Here is a 20,180-nt window from a genome sequence, read left to right as displayed (position 1 = left end):
CGCTGCGCTCCGGCCGGGGTGACAGCAATTTAGGCCTTCGGACACTTCGCCCCGGTATCCACCCACGCCCGGATCAGCTCGCCGAACTGCGCCTGCGTGCCGGGGGCCGGCTTGCGGCCCTCGCCAGGGTTCCAGGCCCAGCCGACCAGGTGATCCTCGGCCATGTGGTGGTGAATCTCTTCCAGGGAGCGGCCGCCATTGCGGGCTGGGTCCTTGATCTGGGCGCAGATCGCGCCCAGCGACTTGCCCTGCCAGGCCATCTCGACCGGGGCCAGCGCCCATTTCGGATCGCCGGGGATCGAGCGGATGCTGTCGCTCCAGGTCGGGACGTTGGCGACGCCGTGGCACGACAGGCACGGCAGGCCCGGCACGCCGTGGCCGCTCTGGCCGGCCGACATCGGCGGATTGTGCGGATGCAGGTCGTCGCCCTGGGTCGGACGACGTTCCACCGGATGGCAGTTCAGGCAGCGCGGGCTCTGGATCACCTTGCCGGCCTCGGCGAACAGGGCGACCGACCGGGCGGCCGGGTCCTTGATCGAGGTGAAGGTCGCGGCGGCCTTCAGTGGCGCCGGCGCGGGCTTGGCGGCTTCGGGGGCGGCGTTGACGCTGGCGGTGACGGCGCCGCCCGCCAGGGCGAGGCCAAGAACGATGACGATGGTGGCGGGGCGCATGGGCAGGTCTCCCTCGGAGACCGGAACGCTCAAGCTACCTCGCGGTTGCCTGCTCCAGGAACGCGGCGATCCAGCCGCCGACCCGCGCGCGGTCGTTGGGCGCCTGCAAGGTCGCGATCGCGGCGTCGGCCTGGGGATCGGTGTAGCGCGTCCCGCGCCGGGCCTCGATCAGCGCGGCGGCGTAGGCCGGATCGAATTCCGGGTGGAACTGCATCGAGATCGCCGACTGGCCATCGTAGCTCAGCATGCCGAACGGCGTGAAGGCGCTGCCGCCGACCACGGTGGCGCCGGGCGGCAGAGCGACCACCTGGTCCTGGTGCGAGGCCGGGATGGCGACGCTGGGCGCGTCGGTCCAGGCCTGCGGCTGCTCGATGGCGTAGCGGTGCAGGCCCACGCCCCAACCGCGCTCGGACTTGACCACCTGGCCGCCGAAGGCCTGGGCCATGATCTGGTGGCCGAAACACACCCCGACCAGCGGAACCTCGCCCTTGGCGGCGCGCAGGAAGTCCGACAGCGGTTCGATCCAGGACAGGTCGTCATAGACCCCGGCCGACGAGCCGGTGATCAGCCAGGCGTCCTGCTCGCCCGGCGCGGCCGGCAGCTGGCCGGCCTGGACGTCGTAGGTCGTGTAGGTATGATCCGGCCCCAGCAGGGTCTGGAACATGCCGCCATAGCGCCCAAAGGCCGGCTGCAGTTCGCTCGGCGGCTCGCCGGTCTCCAGCAGCCCGATCCGCATCAGTAGACCATGCCCTGGGCCACGGCCTTCAGCCGCTCGATGGCGCTGAACTTGTCCTCAATGAAGTCCTGGTCAATCCACCAGATCTCGATCTCGCGCATCACTTCCCCCACCAGGGGCCCCTTGGACACGCCGGCCTTCATGACCTCCTCGCCGCTCAGGGGGAACGGCGGCGGGGTCCAGGTCTCGGCCATGGCCAGCAGGCCGCGCCATTGCGGAGCGGTGACCGGACGGCCCGATCCGGCCCAGGCCAGCTTGATGCGGTCGCAGAAGGTGCGCACGCCCAGAGCGTAGATCGCCCGACGGGCCTCGCGCGGGCTCATCCAGCTGACGATGCGCGGGTTCTTGCCCACCGCGTCGACCAGACGGTCGCGGGTGTTGTTGGGCAGGCGCAGCCGCTCGGCCATCTGTTCGGCGGTCTTGGGATCGTCGGGGATCAGCGAGGCCAGGCGCAGTTCGGGATCGTTCTCGAACAACTGCTCGGTCTCGATGGCCAGCAGGCTGTCGAAGCGGGCCAGGGATTTGACGAACGGCAGGATCGAGCCCAGCACGCCGGTGGCCGCCATCAGCCGCAGGGCCGGACGCGGATCGTCGGACGCCAGAAGCTTCATCAGCTCCTTCTGGGTGCGCTCGGCGGCGCGGCCCGAGACCATGCCCTTCAGCGCCTTGCAGGCGGCCAGGGCCTTCTGGTCGGCGTCGCCCTTGCCGTACCAGGCGTGGAACCGGAAGAAGCGCAGGATGCGCAGATAGTCCTCGCGGATCCGGGTCATCGGATCGCCGACGAACACCACCCGGCCCTCGCGAGCGTCGTTCACCCCTTCGCCGGTCGGGTCGTACAGCCGGCCCTCGGGATCGACATAGAGGGCGTTGAAGCGGAAATCGCGGCGCTCGGCGTCCTGGCCCCAGTCCTGGCTGAAGGCCACCACCGCCCGGCGGCCGTCGGTGGAGACGTCTCGCCGCAGGGTGGTGATCTCGTAGGGCCGGCCGTTCGAGATGGCGGTGACGGTGCCGTGGTCGACGCCGGTGGGTATGGCCCGCAGTCCGGCATGAGCCAGGGCGTCGATCACCTGGTCGGGGGTCAGGGTGGTGGCGATGTCGATGTCGTCGATCGGCTTGCCCATCAGGGTGTTGCGCACGCAACCGCCGACGAAGCGAGCGCACCCGACGAAGCCGCGCTCCTCGAGGGCCGCGATCACCGCCCGCGTCTCCGGCAGCGCCATCCAGGGCGCCACGCCGATCGATTCACTGCTCAAAACGTCACTCCGCGACGCGCCCCCCCAGAGCGAGGGGCGTATTTAGGACAGGTAGATAGGCCTTCGCCAGCCGGCAAACGCCCTAGGCCTGGGGGTTGTCACCAGTTTCTTCGTGCAAGCGCTCGTAGAGAGCCCGCAACATCCCCGCCGTCGCGCCCCAGATGAAGCGGTCGTTCCACGGCATGGCGTAGAAATTCCGCCGCTCTCCGCTGGGCGTCTCGCGGTGCTGGCGCTGGTGGTTGACCGGGTTCATCAGGAACTCGAACGGCGTCTCGAAGACGTCGGCGACCTCCTCGGGACTGGCGACGAATTCGGCGGCGGGATCGATGAACCCGACCACCGGCGTGACATGAAAGCCGGTCACCGTCTGGTAGCCGTGCAGCAGGCCGGCCAGGGTCACGAACTTCGGGTCCAGCCCCACCTCTTCCTGCGCCTCGCGCAGGGCCGTCTGCCAGGGCGTCTCGCCCGGATCGCAGCGGCCGCCCGGAAAGGCGATCTGGCCGGTGTGGCTGCGCAGGGTGTCCGAACGCCGGGTCAGCAGCACGGTCAGGCCGTCGGGATGCTCGATCAGCCCCACCAGCACGGCGGCGGGCCGCAGGGCGTGGGGGTTGTCCATCCGCAGGCCGGGATTGAGATCGAAGTCCGACCGCACCGGGTCGGCCAGGCTGGGGTCGTAGAGATGGATCGGATCCAGGCGGCCGGTGATCCAGTCCCGGCGTTCCTGCGGCGTCATGCCGAAACCGCGCCGGCCGGAGCGATCGGGAACCAGGCGCCGTTCGAGCCGACGCCGAACACGCTGCCGTCGGCGGTGTCGCGCGGCTGGGCCATCTCGGCCAGCTCATAGAACACCGGCCGGGCGATAAGCGCCTCCAGGCCCCGCCGCACGTGCAGATAGGGCCGCGGTTCGCCGGTGGCCGGATCGGTCTCGACACGGATGATGTTCTCGGGCCCCGCCTCGACCACGTCGCCGACATTGGTCGTGAAGCGCAGGGTCTCGCCCTCCTGGTCGACGCGCACGGCGATGAAGGGCGCGTCCTCGACCGTGATCTTCATCTTCTCGACGGGCGTGACCAGGTGATAACCGTCTAGGTCCAGCCGCAGCACGGTCGAGAACAGCCGCACCAACGCCTCACGGCCAATTGGCGTGCCCTCGTGGAACCACACCCCGTCCTTGCGGATGCGGATGTCGATCTCGCCGCAATGCTCGGGATGCCACAGCCAAACCGGCGGCAGGCCGCGCGCGCCGGCGGCCTTGGCCGCTTGGGCGACGCCGTCCAGTCCGGCCTTGCCAGCGTCGCTTGGGGGAGCATCGGCGGTCATGGCTTTTCAGGTAGGCCATGCCGCCGTCCGGCTCAAGCGTCCCCTAAGGAACGGCGACCATTCCCGCGAAGCCTTCGTCGCCGCCGGCGACCAAAGGCTTCAGCAGCACGCGGCGCTGATCGACCGGTCCGGGCATGGCCACGCCGGCCGTATGGGCGACCGAGAAGCCGGCGCGGGTGAAATAGGGCGCGTCGCCGACCAGCAACACGGCCTTCCAGCCGGCGGACTGGGCGGCCGCGCAGGCGCTCTCGACCAGGGTCTGGCCCAGGCCGGCGCTGCGCTCGTCGGGGTCGACCGCCAGCGGGCCCAGAAAGGCCACGGGCGCGCCGCCTACGGTGACCGGCCACATGCGCACGCAGCCGACGGGCTTGTCGCCCCGCAGCGCCACATAGGAGCAGTCGCCCAGCAGGCGATTGCCCTCGCGCAGGCGCTCGGAAACCTTGGCGAAGCGACCGGGGCCGAACACCCGGTCGATCAGGGCGGTGACGGCGGTCTCCATCGCGGGGGTCTCAAGGACCAGCACGGGCGCGGAAACGGCGGAAAGCGTGGAAGAGGAAATGGAGGTCATCAGCCTTCGGAATGCGAAAGGTCGGTCGGGACTCCCGACGCCTAACGCGGGAGGGCTTCAGATCGTGGCGCGTTCGCGCGTCATTCGTCGTTGGCGTCGCATCGCCGGACCTCTCATGAACTCGCGGGCGCTGTAGGGCCAAGCCTCCGTCAGGTCAATAAGGTTGCTCCCCCGGCGAGCCAGACTATGGTGCGGCGCGATGTCCGACCTCCCCCCTGCGTCCGCCGAACCCACGCCCGACACCTCTACCCGCGCCCTGTTGCGGGAACGTGACTTCATGCTGTTCTGGGCGGCGAGGTTCGTCTCGACCCTGGGGGTGCAGATCCAATCGGTGGCCATCGGCTGGCAGGTCTACGCCATCGCCCGCCTGACCCATTCGGTCGGCGAGTCGGCCTTCCTGGTCAGCATGATCGGCCTGGCCCAGTTCATCCCGCTGTTCCTGCTGACCTTGATCGCCGGCGAGACCGCCGACCGCCGCACCCGCAAGCTGATCGTGGCCACCACCCTGGCGATCGACACCGTCAGCGCCAGCGTGCTGCTGTTCTTGGCCCTGACTGGCTCGCACGCCCTATGGCCGATCTTCGCGGTGTCGGTGGCGTTCGGCGCCAGCCGCGCCTTCCTGTCGCCCGCGAGCAGCGCGATGGGACCCATGCTGGTGCCGCGCCCGCTGCTGCCGCGCGCCATCGCGTGGAACGCCCTGTCCTGGCAGAGCGGCTCGATCATGGGCCCGGCCCTCGGCGGCCTGCTGCTGATCCACTCGCCGGGCCTGGCCTTCGGCGCGTCCATGGTCATGTACCTGACGGCGGCCCTGATGGCCTTGCTGATCCGCAAGAACACCCGGCCCGAGACCCAGCCGGGCTCGCGCGTCGAGCTGATCAAGGAGGGCCTGGCCTATGTCTGGAACAACAAGATCGTCTTCGGCTCGATCTCGCTGGACCTGTTCGCGGTGATCCTGGGCGGCGCGACCGCCCTGCTGCCGGTGTTCGCCAAGGACGTGCTGCACATCGGCCCCGGCGGCTTCGGCATCCTGCGCGCCTCGCCCGCCATCGGCGCGACGGTGGTGGCGATCTACCTGGCCAGCAACCCGATCCGCCGCCATGCCGGCCGGATCATGTTCTCCGGCGTGGCGCTGTTCGGCGCGGCGACGGTGGTGTTTGGCCTGTCCAAGCTGCTGTGGCTGTCGGTCGGCGCCCTGGCCCTGCTGGGCGGGGCCGATATGCTCAGCGTCTATGTCCGCCAGACCCTGGTGCAGATCGTCACCCCCGACGCCATGCGCGGCCGCGTCGCCGCCGTCTCGGGCGTGTTCATCAGCGCCTCCAACGAACTGGGCGAGACCGAGAGCGGCATCGTCGCCTGGCTGATGGGCCCCGTCGGCGCGGCGGTGTTCGGCGGCCTCGGCGCCATGGGCGTCACCGGCCTTTGGGCCTGGCTGTTCCCGGACCTGCGCAAGGCCGACCGGCTGGACTAGGCCCCCGCCAGCCTCCGCAGCGCATCCCCCGTCATCCGACGCACGATCCACTCGTCCATCGCGGCGGCGCCCAGGCTGTCATAGAAGGCGATCGACGGGGCGTTCCAGTCCAGCACCGCCCATTCCAGCCGGCCCAGGTTCTCGTCGACGCATCGCTTGGCCAGGTTGGCCAGCAGCGCCTTGCCCGCGCCCGAGCCCCGCGCCTGCGGCCGCACGAACAAGTCCTCCAGATAGATCCCGTGCCGGCCCACGAAGGTCGAGTAATTGTAGAACCACAGGGCGAAGCCGACCGGCTGGCCGTCGATCTCGGCGATGTCGGCGAAGGCGCGCGGGGTCTCGCCGAACAGGGCCGCCGCCACATCGGCCTCCGTGGCCTCGACGCTGTCGAGCAGCTTTTCGTATTCGGCCAGGTCTCGGATGAACTGGAGAATCAGGGCGCTATCGGACGGCGTTGCGGGGCGGACGGAAACGGGCATGGCGGTCTCTTCGGACTATCTGGACTTCGTGCTCGAACAGCTGGCCCCGCTGGGGACGCTGAAGTCGCGCAAGATGTTCGGCGGCATAGGGCTCTACGCGAACGACCTGTTCTTCGCCCTGATCGATGACGACGTCCTCTATCTCAAGGGCGACGAGTCGCTGAAAGCCGATTTCGAAGCGGCGGGCTCGCAGCCGTTCCAGCCCTTCGGCATGGACAAGCCCATGGCCTATTGGAATGCGCCGGTCGACGCGCTGGACGACGGCGACCTGCTGGTGGACTGGGCGCGGCGGTCGGTCGAGGTGGCGGCCAAGCGCAAGAGGCGGTGAGGCGTTGCGTCCTTCGAGGCTCGGCCGCGCCTCGCACCTCAGGATGAGGAATTCAGAGCACAAAAGCCCCTCATCCTGAGGCGCCCACTCAGCCTGCCTCGAAGGACGCAGAGCCTCAGCCGATCTTCACCCCCGGCGGCGGGACGCTGTCCTCCGGCACGAAGAAATCGGGCATCAGGGTCGCCGTCGGATCGACGCGGTACTGGTCGAAGTCGCGAACGCCTTCGGCATGGAGGAACGTGTCGTCGATCACGAAATTGCCGGTGAATTCGCGCGACGGCTTCTCGAAGATCGCATGCGCCGCGTCGGCCATGATCTCGGGCGTGCGGCAATGCTTGAGGCCCTCCTCGCCGGTCAGGGCGAACTGGATGGCGGCGGTGGCGATGCCAGTGCGCGGCCACAGGGCGTTGAAGGCGATCCCGTCGCTCTTGAACTCCTCGGCCATGCCCAGCACGCACATCGACATGCCGAACTTGGCCATGGTGTAGGCGACGTGGCTTCCAAACCAGCGGGGCGACATGTCCAGCGGCGGCGACAGCATCAACACGTGCGGATTGGCCGCCTGCTTCAAATGCGGGATGCAGGCCTTCGAGGTCAGGAACGTGCCGCGCGTGTTGACCTGGTGCATCAGGTCGTAGCGCTTCATCTCGGTCGACAGCGTGCCGGTCAGCGAGATGGCCGAGGCGTTGTTCACGCAGATGTCGATGCCGCCGAAGGTCGCCACGGCCTTGGCGACCGCCTCCTGCACGGAAGCTTCCTCGCGCACGTCGACCACCAGCGGCAGCGCCTTGCCGCCGGCCGCCTCGATTTCCTTGGCGGCGGCGTAGATGGTGCCGGGCAGCTTGGGATGCGGGTCGGCGGTCTTGGCGGCCACGACGATATTGGCCCCGTCCCGCGCGGCGCGCAGGGCGATGGCCAGGCCGATGCCGCGCGAGGCGCCGGTAATGAACAGGGTCTTGCCGCTGAGGCTCATTGGGGATCTCCGGATGGGGCTCGGCCCTGGCGGATCAGCTGAACGCCCAGGGCCACGGAAGCGAGGGCGAAACAGGCGGCGGCCAGGCGATGGGCCAGACCCTGGTCCTTCAGCGCGATCCCGGCAAGGCCGACGACCAGGGTCGCGATCCACAGCCAGGCCGAGGCCTTGTAGGGCAGCCGCCCGCGCAGGATGGCGGCGGCCACGACGACCATCCCGATCACCCAGACGCTGGAGGCCAGAGCGTAGGTCGCGCCGCCCAGGACATTGGTCGCCGCCGAGCGCACCAGCAGCACGGCCGTCACCGCGATCACGAAACCGACCAGCCCCAGAACGCCCATCGCCCGCCCCGCCGCCGACTGCAGGCCCAGAAGGCCGAACAGCAGCAGCAGGTCGATCAGCACATAGACCGCCTGCCGCGCGGGCTCGGCCAGGTGCGGATAGAGCCAGGGTCCGACCAGGTCGGTCAGCCCGCCGACGATCGCCGCGCCGCCGGCCAGGACCCACAGCGTCTCGCGCCGCATCAGGCGCCGGCGCCCGTGGTCTTCACCGACAGCTCCCACAGGCGATCGGCCGCCTCGGGGTCGAGGGCGTGGGGCATGACCCCGAACCACGGCTTGTCCTTCGACCACGGCTCGGCCTGGGCGAGGTCCTCAAGATAGAGCCCGCCCACGCCTTCCAGCTCGTCGCCGACGGCGGCCCAGACGCTGGTCGAGGCGCCCTCTTCCGGGGTCTTGAAGCCGTCGCGGACCTTGCCGTTCTCGTCGATCCAGCCCAGGGCGATCTGTTCCTCGATCGGCAGGTGGCGCTGCAGCGGGGTCATGATGCCGCCCGGCATCACGGCGTTGGCGAACACGCCCTGGTCCTTGAAGCGCTTGTTGAAGCCGACGGCGAACAACGCGTTGGCGGTCTTGGCCTGGCCGTAGCTCTCCCACTTGTCGTAGGCGCGGGTCTTGTAGTGCGGATCGTCGAAATTGACGCCAGAGCGGCGATGGCCGATCGACGACAGCGACACCAGCCGCGAGGTCTTGCCCGACGCCTTGGCTCCCGCGATCAGGTTCGGCGCCAGCAGCGCCGACAGCAGGTAGTGGCCGAAATGGTTGGTGCCGATCTGCATCTCCAGACCGTCCTCGGTGTAGGCGAGCGGGCTGGCCATCACGCCGGCGTTGTTGATCAGGATGTTCAGCGGCTTGTCGCCCCAGCGCTCGGCGAAAGCGCGGATCGACTTGAAGCTGGAGAGATCGAGCATCGACCACGAGGCCTTGGCGCCTTTCGCGGTCTTGTTGACCTCAGCGACGGCGGCCTCGGCCAGATCGGGCTTGCGCACGGCGATGATCACCTCGGCGCCAGCCTCGGCGAGAGCACGAGCGGTCTCGATCCCGATGCCGGTGGCCGCGCCGGTGACGATCGCGACCTTGCCGGTCAGATCATGGCCGGCGACCACGTCGCGGGCCGGGGTGTGAGGCTTGAAGCCCGAGACGATGCGGTCGGCCATGGCGTTTCTCTCCCGTTATGGTGTTGTTTTTGAACGCACTACTAAAGACACAACAAAGCTTGTCATCCCGGCCGCAGCGAAGCGGAGAGCCGGGACCCAGGAGCCGACGCAGTGCGGTTGCCCTGGGTCCCGGACAGCCTCTGCGAGGCTTCCGGGATGACAAGATTATGGGCGGTTAAGCCACCTTGCTGAAGTCTGGCGCGCGCCGCTCGGCGAAGGCCATGAATGCCTCGCGCGCCTCGGCCGTCTGCAGCCGCTCGGCGAACAGCGCGCCTTCGGTGTCCATCAGTTCGGCGATCTTCTCGGCGTCGCGCATCAGGCGCTTGGTGACGGTCAGCGCGCCCAGCGGACGCTTGGCCAGCTGGTCGGCGGCGGCGCGGGCGCGGGCCCGCAGCTCGTCCAGCGGAACCACCGCGTTCGACAGGCCCCAGGCGGCCGCCGTGGTCCCGTCCACCGCCTCGCCCAGGGCGAACATGGCGTAGGCGCGGGCATGGCCGATACGGGCCGGCAGAAGCCAGCTGGACGCGGCCTCGGGCGCCAGGGCCAGGTTGACGAACGGCACGGTCAGGCGTGCGTCGGGGCTGGTGAAGACCAAGTCGCAGTGCAGCAGCATGGTCGTGCCGACGCCGACGGCCTGGCCCTGGACGGCGGCGACCAGCGGCCGGGTGGCCCGGGCCAGGGCTTTCAGGAACCGCCACACGTGACGCTCCTCGGTGAAGGTCCCGGTGGCCTGGGCCGTGAAGTCCTTCAGGTCGTTGCCCGCACTGAAGCTGTCGCCGTCGGCCTGGAACACCACGACGCGCACGGCGGGGTCGGCCTCGGCCTGGTCCAGGCTGTCGGCCAGGGCGCCGTACATGGCGTTGCTCAGCGCGTTCTTCTTGTCCGGACGGGCCAGGGTGATGGTCATCACGCCCGCGTCGATCTCGACCTTCACAAGATCGGTCATGCGGAATCTCCTTTGGGGAACTTGGTCTGCAGGCTGGCGAGCCAGCGGGCGACCACGGCGATCTCGTCGTCAGAGAAGCCGTCGGTCAGGTGAGCGTTGATGCCGTCCAGGCCCGCCTTGGCGGCCTGCCGGGCGGCGTGGCCCTTTTCGGTCAGGTGCAGGCGCATGGCGCGGCCGTCGCTGGGATCGTGCCGGCGCTCGACCAGCTCGGCGCGGGTCATGCGGTCGATCAGGCCGGTCATGGCCGAGGGGGCCAGGTCCAGGGCCTCGGCCGCTTCGCCGATCAGGGCGCCGTCCTGGCCGCCGAGGAAGAACAGCACCCCCGACTGCGCCGCCGTCAGGCCGCCCTTGGCCGCCATCTTGGCCTCGATCCAGCGCTGCACGCGCCGATGGCCGGCGTTGAGCAGAAAGACGAGGCGGCGGTCGGGCGGGACGGACATGGGACGAAGTTTATACTTCGCGCACGAAATATCAAACGGTTGTTTCAGCGCCCCCCTCGGCGCCGTACCAGGCCACCCCCTCGGCGTCGGTCTCGCGCTTGAGCAGGCCGCGGCCGATCAGACAGTTCAGATGCGCCAGGGCCTCGCCGGTCGCCATGCCCAGCAGATCCGGACCGATCGGCCGGGCGAACAGCGAGCCGAAGGTGTCGACCACCCGCTTGGGTTCGGCCAACTTCTTTTCCAGCCGCGCCAGGCCGCGCTCATGGCCGGCGATCAGGTTGTCGATCCGCGAGTGCAGCCCGTGGAACGGGTCGTTGTGGGCCGGCAGCACCAACACGCTATCGGGCACGGTCGCCTTGACCTTGGCCAGCGAGCGCAGCCAGTCGCTCAATGGGTCGGCGTCGGGCTCGGTCGGGAACACCGAGACGTTGGACGAGATGCGCGGCAGCACCTGATCGCCGCTGATCAGCACGTCCAGCTCGGGACACCACAGGCAGGCGTGGTCGGGCGAATGGCCCTGCCCCGTCACCACGCGCCAGGTCTTGCCGCCGATGTCGAAGTCCTCGCCGTCGGACAGCCGACGATAGCTGTCGGGCAGGGCATAGATCGCCTTTCCGAAGCCGCCGAAGCGGGCCTTGTAGTTCTCGATGGCGTCCTCGTCCCAGCCGGCGGCCTTGAAGAACCGCACGCCGTCCTCGGGCGCCTCGCGGCCGGTGTCGGCCACCAGCATCCGGCACTGGAAGTATTCCAGGCGGGTCATCCACAGCCGGCAATCGAACTTTCGCACGATCCAGCCGGCCAGGCCGATATGGTCGGGATGCAGGTGGGTGACGATCACCCGGGTGATCGGCTTGCCGCCCAGGGCCCCGGCGAAGGCCGCCCGCCAGGCCTGGCTGGTCTCCTTGGTCTGCACGCCGGTGTCGACAATGGCCCAGCCCTCGCCGTCCTGGATAGCCCAGACATTGATGAACTGCAGCGACCCGCCCAGCGGCTGGCGCAGCCACAGGACGCCGGGCGCGACCTCGACCGCCTCGCCGGTTCCCTGCTCCGGAACGGTCTCGAACGGATAGACCAGCTTGGGTCTGCGCGGTTCGGTCGCATCCTCTTCCAGCCCGTCGCGCATCTCTCGTCCCTTCACGCCATGTTTTCGCTCACCTCGGAGGACATCTTGACCCCCGATGCAAGCGCGCGCTTATGTCCGCGCGAGGAATCCACCCAGGAGATGTTTCCCATGAGGCCATTCGCGATCGGCTTGGCCGCCGCCCTCGCGCTCGGCGCGCTCGTTCCAGCCGCCGTCATTTCGGCGCCGAAAGAGAGCAAGGACAAGCCCGCTATCGACGCCAAGGCGCGCGAAGCCGGCATGAAAGAAGCTCCGCCGCTCGTTCAAGCCGCCAATTCAGGCTGCACCGTCACCGACGCGCGCCTGATCGGCGCCGACAAGAAGGCCGGCGCCAGCTATTACGAAGTGGCCTGTCAGGACAGCATCGGCTTCGCCGTCATCGCCAAGAAGGACGCCGCGCCGCAGCTGTTCACCTGCCTGGAGTCGAACCAACCGGCTCCGGACGGCAAGCCCAGCGCTCTGGCCTGCATCCTGCCCGGCAACGCCGATCCCAAGGCCGGCCTGAAGCCGTTCGTGGCCAAGTCCGGCGCCCAGTGCGACATCGAGAACGCTCGCGCCATCGGTTCGGGCGCCAAGAACTCGTACTTCGAAGTCGCCTGTAAGGGCGGCGCGGGCTACGTGCTGCAGACCACCGCTCCGGCCAATCCCGCCGGCGAAGTCGTCGCCAATAGCTGCCTGCTGTACGAAGAAGGCGGCAATGTCAGCTGCAAGCTGACCGACAAGGCCAGCCAGCTGCGCATCGTCGACACCCTGGCCGCGGCCTCGGGCAAGAACTGCCAGGTCAAGGACCGCAAATACGTCCTCAGCACCAAGGCCGACAACTACTTCGAAGTCGCCTGCGCCGACGGCAAGGGCTACATGCTGCAACAGACCGCGGCGACCGGCGCCCTGGCCCGCACCATCGACTGCGCCCAGGCGTCGTTCGTGGGCGGCGGCTGCACCATGACCGACTCGGTCGCGGCCCAGACCGAACAGGCCGGCCTCTATAGCAAGCTGGCCGCCAAGGGCGGTTTCAACTGCAAGGTCGAAAAGTACGGCATGCTGCCGAGCCCGGACAACAAGAAGGAAGTCGTCGAGCTGAAGTGCTCGGACCGTCCCGACGGCGCGATCGCGGTCTTCTCGGCCGGTCCGGCCGTGATCTACGACTGCCTGACCGCCGAGCTGAACGGCTATCGCTGCAGCTTCTCCAAGCCGGACACCGAGTTCGCGCGCCTGTCGGGCGAACTGAAGGCCTTCGGCAAGGGCTCCTGCACGGTCTCCAGCGTCCGCGTCGTCGGCCGCAACGACACCGACGGTTTCGTCGAAGTCGCCTGCTCGGACGGCCTGCCCGGCTGGGTTCTGGCCTATCCGGTCAACGTCGCCGCGCCGAAGGCCAAGGAGTTCCTCTCCTGCGCCCAGGCCAAGGGCATCGGCGGCGGCTGCAAGCTGCCGACCAACGTCAAGAAGTAAGGCTGGCGACAGTCTGAAACAGGAAGCCCGCCGGGAGCGATCCCGGCGGGCTTTTCTGTACCTTAGGCCCTCCCCCTTGATGGGGAGGGTTGGGTGAGGGTGATAGGGCGATACGGCTGAACCGCCGCATCAACCCCCATCCCCAGCCCGTTCCCCATCAAGGGGAAGGGAGCTAGCGCATCGCCGCTTCGATGAAGTGCGGTCCCGGCGTCGTCATCGCGGCCGCCATCGCCGCGTCGAAAGCCTCGGCCGTCTCGACCCGCTGCGCCGGCATGCCCAGCCCGCCGGCCACCGCCACCCAGTCGATCCTGGGATCGCCCAGATCCAGCAGCCGCGAGGCCTTGGGCCCCGGCTCGCCGCCGCCGGTGCGGCCCATCTCGATGCCCAGGATGCGATAGGCGCCGTTGGCGAAGATGACCACCGTCACGTCCAGCTTCTCGCGGGCGATCGTCCACAGCCCCTGCACGGTGTACATGCCCGCCCCGTCGCCATTGAGGCTCAGCACCTTGCGGTCCGGACAGGCCACGGCCGCGCCGATGGCCACGGGGATGCCCTGGCCGATCGCGCCGCCCGTGAGGCTCAGCCAGTCATGGGCGCGGGCGTTGCGGGTCTGGGTGAAGATCGGCAGGCCGGCGGTCACCGCGTCGTCGGAGATGATCGCGTCGGTCGGCATGTGACGGGCGATCGACGCGCCCATGGTCCAGGCGTCGAACTTGGGGCCCGGCGCGGCGGGTTCGACATAGGCCTCGACCACCGCCTCGGCGGGCGCGCCCAGCGCGTCGGCCAGGGCGTTCAAAGCCGCCACGGCGTCGACCTCCCGGCCGCAAAGGGTCTCCAGCGCGCAGCCTTCCGGAACCTGCACGCTGGGCCGGTCGGGATAGGCGAAGAAGGCCACCGGCTGGCTGGTCCCGGCCAGGACGATCAGGTCGGTCCCGGCGAGGTCCTTCAGGGCCTGCTCGCCGAAATACATCATCTTGTCGGGTCGGAAGCGGCCCTCGCCCCGCGACTGGCGGGCGGTGAAGGTGTCGGTCAGCACCCGCACGCCGACGGCGGCCAGTCGCCCGGCGGCGGCGATCCCCGCCTCGCCGCAGGCGCTGGAGCCCAGCAGGATCGCGGGCTTGGCCGCGGCCTTGATCGCCTTGGCGACGGTCGCGACAGCCGAGGCGTCGGGCGCGGTCGGACGCGGCGTCTCGATCACCGGCCCGGCGGCGTTGGTCTCGTTCCAGGCGCTGTCGGCCGGAAGGATCAGGCAGGCGTTGCCGCCCGGCGCGCCGAAGCTGGCGGCCACCGCCTCGGCGGCCAGGAGCCCGACCTGATCTGCGGTCTCCGCCGACTTGACCCAGATCGAGTTGGGCGCAGCCAGCGCCGCGATGTCGGAATTGAGCGGGGCGTCGTACTGGCGATGGTCGGTGGCGTGGTCGCCGATCACATTGACCACCGGCGTGTAGGCGCGCCGCGCATTGTGCAGATTGGCCGCGCCGTTGGCGTAGCCGGGACCCAGGTGCAACAGGGTGCAGGCCGGCTTGCCCGCCATCCGGCCGTAGCCGTCGGCCGCGCCGGTCGCCACGCCCTCGAACAGACACAGGATCGAGCGCATGCGCGGCTCGCGGTCCAAGGCGGCGACGAACTGCATCTCGCTGGTGCCGGGATTGGCGAAACAGGCGGTGACGCCGTTGTCGGCCAGGGTGGTGATCAGGGCGTCGGCGCCGTTCATTCTGGTTCTTTCCCTATCGCTCATAAGCTTGTCATCCCGGACGGCGTAGCCGATCCGGGACCCAGGGGCCGGCGCATTGCGGTTGTCCCTGGGTCCCGGCTCTCCGCTGCGCTGCGGCCGGGATGACAGCCTCTAGAGCACGATGATGTCGCGATCCGGCGTCTCGGCGAACAGCCGCTCCAGCGCCTGGGGCCGCCGCTCGCGGGCCAGGGCCTGGTTGATATAGCCCTTGTCGGTCAGCTCGCCCGAGGCCGCGTCCGGCGCGCCGTCCAGGATCAGGGCACGCGCGACCTTGCCGCCGCCCTTGGCCGAGGCGTTCAGGCGCAACAAGCCCTCGACGATCGCCGCGCGCACCGCCGTCTCATCGCCCAGCCGCTCGCAGGACTTGGGATCGAGGAACAGCATCAGCCCCACGCCGTCGCGCCCTTCGCCGCAGACCAGGGCGTCGGACACCGCGCCGCCGATCGCCGACACCGCCGCCACCCGCAGGGCCCCGGCCGCCACGAAGGTGCCGCTGGCCAACTTGAAATTCTCGACCAGCCGCCCGTCGAAGACGAGGCCCGCCGCCGGGTCTTCCGGATCGGCCAGCCGCGCGGCGTCACCCAGGCGGTAGAAGCCGTCCTCGTCGAAGGCCTCCGCCGTCGCCTCGGGCTGATCCAGATAGCCGGGCGAGACCTGCGGTCCCTTCACGCGGATCTCGAACTTGTCGCCGGCGGGGACAAGTTTCACGGACGTGCCCGGCGTGGGCAGGCCGACCATGCCCGAGCGGGCGTTCAGCCAGTGGATGTTGCAGGCCGTTGGGCCCGTCTCGGTCGCGCCATAGCCGGCCGCGAAGGTCACCCGCTCACCGATGGTGCGCACGGCCACGGCCTGGACCCGGTCGAGGATCGACTGGGCCATCGACGCCCCGCCATATTGCAGCACCCGGACCTTGTCGAAGAACCGCCGCGCCAGGGCCGCGTCGCGCTCCAGCTCGCCCACCAGCAGCCCCCAACCGGCCGGAACCATGTTGTGATAGGTCGGCGAGACCTCGCGCAGATTGCGGATCGTCTCGGCGAACCGCGCTGGCGTCGGCTGGCCGGCGTCGATGTACAAAGTCCCACCCCGGTGCAGCACCATGTGCAGGATGGCGTTGGCGCCCAGGCTGTGGCTCCAGGGCGCGGAATTGACCAGAACCGGATAGTCGGGATCGTCGTAGCAGCCCTGAATCTGCGCCGCGTTCAACGCGATGTTGGCGTGGGTGCACACCACCGCCTTGGGCTTGCCGGTCGAGCCGGAAGTGAGCAGCAGCTTGGCGACGTCGCCGGGCTGGCACACCGGCGCGACGGGCGGCGCCTCGAGCAGGTCGGCGAACGGAATGTCGGCGTCGCGCGCGTTCAGGCTGGCGATCACCGGAAGACCGGCCAGGAACGGCGCGGCCAGGGCTTCGGCGAAGGCGACCGCGTCGTCGGCATAAACCGCCGCCGGCTTCAACCGTTCGACCGCGAAGGCCAGGCGCGACAGGTCCGCGCCCAGCAGGCCGTACTGCGGCGACACCGGCGCGATCGGCGCGCCCAGGCTCATGGCGGCGTAGCCGATCAGGGCGTGATCGATGGTGTTGCGGGCCAGCATCAGCAGCGGCTTGCCGGGACCCTGGTCCAGGGCTTTCAGCCCGCCGGCCAGGGCCTCGATCCGGGTTTTGGCGTCGCCATAGGTCACCGTTCGCCAGCGCTCGCCGTCGCGCTCGGCCAGCCAGACGCGGTCCGGCGCCTCGACGGCCCAGCGCGCCAGCGGCGCCGTGACCGTCTGGACAGCGTCCGAATAGGGCATGGGATTGCGCAGGATCAACGCCTCGCCACGCTGTTCGACCTCGAGGGCGCGCGGCGCGTAACGGGCGTCGCGGAAGGGCGCTGGGCTGGGGGTCGATCCGTCCATGTCCGCAGTTATGGGACGGCTCATACGACTGTTCAATCGACGAACGACGCTCGACATTTTTTGCGCGCGCCTGTCGAATCCCGCCGACCCGGCGCGTCTCTCCCACGAAGCGCCGCGATGGTCGCGGGCCTCGAGGACGACACGCCATGCAATACGCCCTGCTGATCTATGAGAACGAAGACCTTTACCGCGCCGACAACGGCCGCTCGTTCGACGACATCATCGCCGCCCACCGCGCCCTGGCCGGCGAGCTGGCGGCCCAAGGCGTCCTGCGCGGCGGCCAGGGCCTGAAGACCGCCGACACCGCCACCACCGTGCGCAAGGCCGGCGGCGAACACGCCCTGCACGACGGCCCCTATGCCGAGGCCCGCGAGCAGCTGGGCGGCTTCTATCTGGTCGACGTGCCCGACCTCGACGCGGCCCTCGCCATCGCCAAGCGCATCCCGCTGGCCGGCGACGGGGCCGTCGAGGTTCGCCCGATGATCGACGAGGGGTGAAGACGCTCGACCAGGCGGCGCGGCAGAGTGGCGGGCGCATTGTCGCCGCCCTGGCCGCGACCTTCCGCGACCTCGACCTGGCCGAGGAGGCCTTCGCTGAGGCCTGCGCGCGGGCCGCCGCCGTCTGGTCCGACGCCCCGCCCCTCGACCCAGCGGCCTGGCTCTATGCCACCGCCCGCCGCTGCGCATTGGATATGATCCGCAAGCAGAGCGTTCGCCGGCGCTTAGCGCCCGATGCGCCGGAACCGGAAGCTTCGGCCGAGGATGTGCTGGCCTCCGACGCTCGGCTGATCCCCGATGAGCGGCTGCGGCTGATCTTCGTCTGCTGCCACCCGGCCGTCACGGCCGAGGCCCGCGCGGCCCTGACACTGCGGCTGGTCTGCGGCCTGTCCGTGCGCGAGATCGCCCAGGCCTTCCTGGTCGCCGAGCCGGCGATGCTTCAGCGCCTGACCCGAGCCAAGAAGAAGATCGCGGAAGCCGGCGTCTCATTCGAGGTCCCCGGTCCCGAGGCCTGGCCCGAGCGCCTGGCGGCGGTGCTGTCGACCCTGGAGGTCGCCTACGCCCGGGCACACGAGGACGCCGCCGGGGCCGGCGCCCATGCCGGCTACGCCCGCGAAATGCTGGACCTGACCGCCGTGCTGATCGAGCTCCTGCCCGAAGAGCCGGAGTGCCTGGCCTTCGCCGCCTTGGTCCGCTTCGCCGAGGCCCGCCGCCCTGCGCGGCTGGACGCCGAGGGGGTGATGGTTCCGCTGTCGGAGCAGGATCCCGCGCTGTGGCGGCGGCCGCTGATCGCGCAGGGCGACACGTTGCTGCGACGGGCCGCGCGGCTCAACGCTCCTGGTCCGCGCCAGCTGCGGGCGGCTTTGCACGCGGTGTGGTGTGTGCGCCGCTCCCTGACGGAGCCGCCGCCGTGGCCGGCGGTGCTGGCGCTCTACGACCTGCTGCTGGACTGGCGGGAAGATCCGTTCGTGCGGCTCAATCGCGCCGTGGCGCTGGCCGAGATCGTGGGGCCGGCGGCGGCCCTGGCCGAGGTGGACGGGCTGGACGCGGCGCAGCTGGCTAAGTTCCAGCCGCTCCACGCGGTGCGGGCGGATCTGCTGGCGCGGCTTGGGCGACGTGACGAGGCGATGGCGGCTTATGACCGGGCGTTGGAGCTGGAGCCTGGGGTGGCGGAGCGGGCGTGGTTGATCCGCAGGCGGAGTAAAGTCTGACTTTTGCTCAAAATCCTTGTCATCCCGGAAGCGCGTAGCGCTGTCCGGGACCCAGGGGCCGGCGCGCTGCGGTTGCCCTGGGTCCCGGCTCTCCGCTTCGCTACGGCCGGGATGACAAGATTTTAGCGGGCGGTCAGCCCGCCAACGTCTCCAGGAACCGCACCGGCTCGCCCTTGCCCTCGGCGACGATCTCGTCGTCGCGCATCACCACGATGCCGCGCACGATGGTCGCCTTGGGCCAGGCTTTGGCCTCGAAGCCGTCGAACGGGGTCCAGCCCGAGCGGGTGGCCATCCAGTCGTGGGTGATGACCCGGCGGGCCTTCATGTCAACGATGGTGAAGTCGGCGTCGAAACCCTCGGCGATGCGGCCCTTGTCTGCCAGGCCGAACACGCGGTTGACGCCGTGGCTGGTGAGATCGACGAAGCGCTCCAGGCTCAGGCGGCCGTCGACCACGTGGGTCAGCATGATCGGCACCAGGGTCTGGACGCCCGGCATGCCCGAGGGCGAGGCCGGATAGGGCCGGGCCTTTTCCTCGCGGGTGTGGGGGGCGTGGTCGGAGCCCAGCACGTCGGCGATGCCGGCCTCGATGCCGCGCCAGATCCCGGCCACGTGGTCGGCCGAGCGGATCGGCGGGTTCATCTGCGCAAAGCCCTTCAGCCGCTCATAGGCCTCGGGCGCCACCAGGGTCAGGTGCTGGGGCGTGACCTCGACCGAGGCGACGTCCTTGTTCTGGGCCAGGAAGTCGATCTCTTCCTTGGTGGTCACGTGCAGCACGTGGATGCGCTTGCCGAGGTTCTTGGCGATGCGCACCAGGCGGTGGGTCGACTGCAGGGCGGCCTGGGCGTCGCGCACCTCCGGATGGCTGGTCCAGTCGCCGGGACGGGCCAGCGAGCGGCGCTCGGCCAGACGGTACTCGTCCTCGGAGTGGAAGGCGGCGCGGCGGTTCACATGCCGCAGCACGTTCTCGACGCCCTCGTCGTCCTGCACCAGCAGGCTGCCCGTCGAGGCGCCCATGAACACCTTGATGCCGCAGCAGCCCGGGAGCCGTTCCAGTTCGCCCAGGAAGGTCGCGTTCTCATGGGTGCCGCCCACGTAGAAGGCATGGTCGGTGTGCATGCGGTTCTTGGCGCGAGCCAGCTTGTCGGCCAGGGCGTCCGGGTCGGTGGTGGTCGGCTCGGTGTTGGGCATCTCGAACACGGCGACCACGCCGCCCAGGGCCGCGCCGCGCGAGCCGCTTTCCAGATCTTCCTTCCACTCCAGGCCGGGCTCGCGGAAGTGGACTTGGCTGTCGATCACGCCCGGCAGCACCGTCAGGCCGGTGGCGTCGAACACCTCGCCCGCGCTGGCCTGGGACAGGTCGCCGATAGCGACGATCTTGCCGTTGCGGACTCCGATGTCGGTAAAGCCGCGCCCCGCGTGGTTGACCACCTCGCCGCCGCGCACGATCAGGTCGAAGGTCTGGGACATGGAACGGCTCCTGAGGTTTTGGGCGGTCTAGGTCTCGACCGAGACCTTCGCAAGACCAAACATGGTCGTCGTCGCCCGACCATCACAAACCTTCGTCATCCCCCGACGTGTTCGGGGGGCCCAAGCCGCGTCG

23 protein-coding genes are annotated in these 20,180 nt (G+C 69.6%); 5 read left to right on the top strand and 18 right to left on the bottom strand.

Features of this window, described 5'->3' with window-relative positions; translation table 11 throughout:
* Positions 1-29: 29 nt before the first annotated feature.
* From AC1RUS_RS15810 to AC1RUS_RS15780, 7 genes are all read right to left on the bottom strand, one after another.
* Positions 30-671, bottom strand: coding sequence for an Isoquinoline 1-oxidoreductase subunit (locus AC1RUS_RS15810; protein WP_492917533.1), 642 nt, complete (start codon positions 669-671; stop codon positions 30-32).
* A gap of 34 nt (positions 672-705) precedes the next feature.
* Entirely contained in the window at positions 706-1,407 is a 702-nt protein-coding gene (locus tag AC1RUS_RS15805) for a type 1 glutamine amidotransferase (RefSeq protein WP_492917532.1), read from the bottom strand.
* Positions 1,407-2,660, bottom strand: coding sequence for a CCA tRNA nucleotidyltransferase (locus tag AC1RUS_RS15800; RefSeq protein ID WP_492917531.1), 1,254 nt, complete (start codon positions 2,658-2,660; stop codon positions 1,407-1,409). The genes AC1RUS_RS15805 and AC1RUS_RS15800 overlap by 1 nt, the downstream gene beginning before the upstream one ends.
* 82 nt (positions 2,661-2,742) lie before the next feature.
* Complete coding sequence (locus tag AC1RUS_RS15795; RefSeq protein WP_492917530.1) at positions 2,743-3,393, bottom strand: CoA pyrophosphatase; 651 nt, start codon at positions 3,391-3,393, stop codon at positions 2,743-2,745.
* Positions 3,390-3,980, bottom strand: a complete 591-nt coding sequence (locus AC1RUS_RS15790) for a DUF1285 domain-containing protein (protein WP_492917529.1) — start codon at positions 3,978-3,980, stop codon at positions 3,390-3,392. Before AC1RUS_RS15790 ends, AC1RUS_RS15795 begins: the two co-directional genes overlap by 4 nt.
* A 43-nt stretch (positions 3,981-4,023) precedes the next feature.
* Complete coding sequence (locus AC1RUS_RS15785; RefSeq protein ID WP_492917528.1) at positions 4,024-4,548, bottom strand: GNAT family N-acetyltransferase; 525 nt, start codon at positions 4,546-4,548, stop codon at positions 4,024-4,026.
* A 57-nt stretch (positions 4,549-4,605) separates the two neighbouring features.
* Positions 4,606-4,650 carry a hypothetical protein gene (locus AC1RUS_RS15780; protein ID WP_199223529.1) on the bottom strand — a complete coding sequence of 15 codons (45 nt, stop codon included), beginning with the start codon at positions 4,648-4,650 and terminating at the stop codon, positions 4,606-4,608.
* A 97-nt stretch (positions 4,651-4,747) separates the two neighbouring features.
* Here AC1RUS_RS15780 and AC1RUS_RS15775 point away from each other — a divergent pair, with 97 nt between their 5' ends.
* Complete coding sequence (locus AC1RUS_RS15775) at positions 4,748-6,016, top strand: MFS transporter (protein WP_492917527.1); 1,269 nt, start codon at positions 4,748-4,750, stop codon at positions 6,014-6,016.
* Here AC1RUS_RS15775 and AC1RUS_RS15770 read toward each other — a convergent pair.
* Entirely contained in the window at positions 6,013-6,492 is a 480-nt protein-coding gene (locus AC1RUS_RS15770) for a GNAT family N-acetyltransferase (RefSeq protein WP_492917526.1), read from the bottom strand. The two genes, AC1RUS_RS15775 and AC1RUS_RS15770, sit on opposite strands and share 4 nt — an antisense overlap.
* Between AC1RUS_RS15770 and AC1RUS_RS15765 the strand changes: the two genes are divergently transcribed.
* Complete coding sequence (locus AC1RUS_RS15765; protein WP_492917525.1) at positions 6,491-6,820, top strand: TfoX/Sxy family protein; 330 nt, start codon at positions 6,491-6,493, stop codon at positions 6,818-6,820. The two genes, AC1RUS_RS15770 and AC1RUS_RS15765, sit on opposite strands and share 2 nt — an antisense overlap.
* A gap of 115 nt (positions 6,821-6,935) precedes the next feature.
* Here the strand turns inward: AC1RUS_RS15765 and AC1RUS_RS15760 are convergent, their stop codons facing one another.
* The 6 genes from AC1RUS_RS15760 to AC1RUS_RS15735 all read right to left on the bottom strand — a co-directional run bounded on the left by AC1RUS_RS15760 (position 6,936) and on the right by AC1RUS_RS15735 (position 11,797).
* A complete protein-coding gene (locus tag AC1RUS_RS15760; protein WP_492917524.1) occupies positions 6,936-7,793 on the bottom strand; it encodes an SDR family oxidoreductase in 858 nt (285 codons plus the stop codon).
* Positions 7,790-8,317: a hypothetical protein gene (locus AC1RUS_RS15755; protein ID WP_492917523.1), complete on the bottom strand. Its 528-nt coding sequence runs from the start codon at positions 8,315-8,317 to the stop codon at positions 7,790-7,792. The genes AC1RUS_RS15760 and AC1RUS_RS15755 overlap by 4 nt, the downstream gene beginning before the upstream one ends.
* On the bottom strand, positions 8,317-9,288 hold the full coding sequence (locus AC1RUS_RS15750) for an SDR family NAD(P)-dependent oxidoreductase (protein ID WP_492917522.1): 972 nt from the start codon (positions 9,286-9,288) through the stop codon (positions 8,317-8,319). Before AC1RUS_RS15750 ends, AC1RUS_RS15755 begins: the two co-directional genes overlap by 1 nt.
* 175 nt (positions 9,289-9,463) lie before the next feature.
* Positions 9,464-10,234 carry an enoyl-CoA hydratase gene (locus AC1RUS_RS15745; RefSeq protein ID WP_492917521.1) on the bottom strand — a complete coding sequence of 257 codons (771 nt, stop codon included), beginning with the start codon at positions 10,232-10,234 and terminating at the stop codon, positions 9,464-9,466.
* The gene (locus tag AC1RUS_RS15740; protein WP_492917520.1) at positions 10,231-10,674 is read right to left on the bottom strand and encodes a MarR family winged helix-turn-helix transcriptional regulator; all 444 of its coding nucleotides are present in this window, start codon (positions 10,672-10,674) and stop codon (positions 10,231-10,233) included. The genes AC1RUS_RS15745 and AC1RUS_RS15740 overlap by 4 nt, the downstream gene beginning before the upstream one ends.
* A gap of 31 nt (positions 10,675-10,705) precedes the next feature.
* Positions 10,706-11,797, bottom strand: coding sequence for an MBL fold metallo-hydrolase (locus tag AC1RUS_RS15735; RefSeq protein WP_492917519.1), 1,092 nt, complete (start codon positions 11,795-11,797; stop codon positions 10,706-10,708).
* Between the two features lie 108 nt (positions 11,798-11,905).
* Here AC1RUS_RS15735 and AC1RUS_RS15730 point away from each other — a divergent pair, with 108 nt between their 5' ends.
* Complete coding sequence (locus AC1RUS_RS15730; protein ID WP_492917518.1) at positions 11,906-13,243, top strand: hypothetical protein; 1,338 nt, start codon at positions 11,906-11,908, stop codon at positions 13,241-13,243.
* 172 nt (positions 13,244-13,415) lie between these two features.
* Here the strand turns inward: AC1RUS_RS15730 and AC1RUS_RS15725 are convergent, their stop codons facing one another.
* The 3 genes from AC1RUS_RS15725 to AC1RUS_RS15715 are packed head-to-tail and all read right to left on the bottom strand — an operon-like array spanning position 13,416 to position 16,871.
* Positions 13,416-14,957 carry an acetolactate synthase large subunit gene (locus AC1RUS_RS15725; protein ID WP_492917517.1) on the bottom strand — a complete coding sequence of 514 codons (1,542 nt, stop codon included), beginning with the start codon at positions 14,955-14,957 and terminating at the stop codon, positions 13,416-13,418.
* A gap of 20 nt (positions 14,958-14,977) precedes the next feature.
* On the bottom strand, positions 14,978-15,112 hold the full coding sequence (locus tag AC1RUS_RS15720) for a hypothetical protein (protein WP_492917582.1): 135 nt from the start codon (positions 15,110-15,112) through the stop codon (positions 14,978-14,980).
* Positions 15,090-16,871 (bottom strand): feruloyl-CoA synthase, encoded by a 1,782-nt coding sequence (locus AC1RUS_RS15715; protein ID WP_492917516.1) that lies wholly within the window; start codon positions 16,869-16,871, stop codon positions 15,090-15,092. Before AC1RUS_RS15715 ends, AC1RUS_RS15720 begins: the two co-directional genes overlap by 23 nt.
* 146 nt (positions 16,872-17,017) lie before the next feature.
* Here AC1RUS_RS15715 and AC1RUS_RS15710 point away from each other — a divergent pair, with 146 nt between their 5' ends.
* The gene (locus tag AC1RUS_RS15710) at positions 17,018-17,368 is read left to right on the top strand and encodes a YciI family protein (RefSeq protein WP_492917515.1); all 351 of its coding nucleotides are present in this window, start codon (positions 17,018-17,020) and stop codon (positions 17,366-17,368) included.
* The gene (locus AC1RUS_RS15705) at positions 17,365-18,579 is read left to right on the top strand and encodes an RNA polymerase sigma factor (protein ID WP_492917514.1); all 1,215 of its coding nucleotides are present in this window, start codon (positions 17,365-17,367) and stop codon (positions 18,577-18,579) included. Before AC1RUS_RS15710 ends, AC1RUS_RS15705 begins: the two co-directional genes overlap by 4 nt.
* A gap of 133 nt (positions 18,580-18,712) precedes the next feature.
* Here the strand turns inward: AC1RUS_RS15705 and AC1RUS_RS15700 are convergent, their stop codons facing one another.
* Positions 18,713-20,047, bottom strand: coding sequence for a dihydroorotase (locus AC1RUS_RS15700; RefSeq protein ID WP_492917513.1), 1,335 nt, complete (start codon positions 20,045-20,047; stop codon positions 18,713-18,715).
* Between the last annotated feature and the right edge of the window lie 133 nt (positions 20,048-20,180).

This window comes from Caulobacter sp. GW821-FHT10F06 (assembly GCF_058809215.1).
This window is presented reverse-complemented; position numbering and strand designations above follow the sequence as displayed.

Bases quoted from the DNA above. Each gene is read 5' to 3' on its own strand.
- AC1RUS_RS15810 (WP_492917533.1), bottom strand. From the start codon at position 671: ATGCGCCCCGCCACCATCGTCATCGTTCTTGGCCTCGCCCTGGCGGGC.
- AC1RUS_RS15805 (WP_492917532.1), bottom strand. From the start codon at position 1,407: ATGCGGATCGGGCTGCTGGAGACCGGCGAGCCGCCGAGCGAACTGCAG.
- AC1RUS_RS15795 (WP_492917530.1), bottom strand. From the start codon at position 3,393: ATGACGCCGCAGGAACGCCGGGACTGGATCACCGGCCGCCTGGATCCG.
- AC1RUS_RS15790 (WP_492917529.1), bottom strand. From the start codon at position 3,980: ATGACCGCCGATGCTCCCCCAAGCGACGCTGGCAAGGCCGGACTGGAC.
- AC1RUS_RS15785 (WP_492917528.1), bottom strand. From the start codon at position 4,548: ATGACCTCCATTTCCTCTTCCACGCTTTCCGCCGTTTCCGCGCCCGTG.
- AC1RUS_RS15775 (WP_492917527.1), top strand. From the start codon at position 4,748: ATGTCCGACCTCCCCCCTGCGTCCGCCGAACCCACGCCCGACACCTCT.
- AC1RUS_RS15765 (WP_492917525.1), top strand. From the start codon at position 6,491: ATGGCGGTCTCTTCGGACTATCTGGACTTCGTGCTCGAACAGCTGGCC.
- AC1RUS_RS15770 (WP_492917526.1), bottom strand. From the start codon at position 6,492: ATGCCCGTTTCCGTCCGCCCCGCAACGCCGTCCGATAGCGCCCTGATT.
- AC1RUS_RS15760 (WP_492917524.1), bottom strand. From the start codon at position 7,793: ATGAGCCTCAGCGGCAAGACCCTGTTCATTACCGGCGCCTCGCGCGGC.
- AC1RUS_RS15755 (WP_492917523.1), bottom strand. From the start codon at position 8,317: ATGCGGCGCGAGACGCTGTGGGTCCTGGCCGGCGGCGCGGCGATCGTC.
- AC1RUS_RS15750 (WP_492917522.1), bottom strand. From the start codon at position 9,288: ATGGCCGACCGCATCGTCTCGGGCTTCAAGCCTCACACCCCGGCCCGC.
- AC1RUS_RS15745 (WP_492917521.1), bottom strand. From the start codon at position 10,234: ATGACCGATCTTGTGAAGGTCGAGATCGACGCGGGCGTGATGACCATC.
- AC1RUS_RS15740 (WP_492917520.1), bottom strand. From the start codon at position 10,674: ATGTCCGTCCCGCCCGACCGCCGCCTCGTCTTTCTGCTCAACGCCGGC.
- AC1RUS_RS15735 (WP_492917519.1), bottom strand. From the start codon at position 11,797: ATGCGCGACGGGCTGGAAGAGGATGCGACCGAACCGCGCAGACCCAAG.
- AC1RUS_RS15730 (WP_492917518.1), top strand. From the start codon at position 11,906: ATGAGGCCATTCGCGATCGGCTTGGCCGCCGCCCTCGCGCTCGGCGCG.
- AC1RUS_RS15725 (WP_492917517.1), bottom strand. From the start codon at position 14,957: ATGAACGGCGCCGACGCCCTGATCACCACCCTGGCCGACAACGGCGTC.
- AC1RUS_RS15715 (WP_492917516.1), bottom strand. From the start codon at position 16,871: ATGGACGGATCGACCCCCAGCCCAGCGCCCTTCCGCGACGCCCGTTAC.
- AC1RUS_RS15710 (WP_492917515.1), top strand. From the start codon at position 17,018: ATGCAATACGCCCTGCTGATCTATGAGAACGAAGACCTTTACCGCGCC.
- AC1RUS_RS15700 (WP_492917513.1), bottom strand. From the start codon at position 20,047: ATGTCCCAGACCTTCGACCTGATCGTGCGCGGCGGCGAGGTGGTCAAC.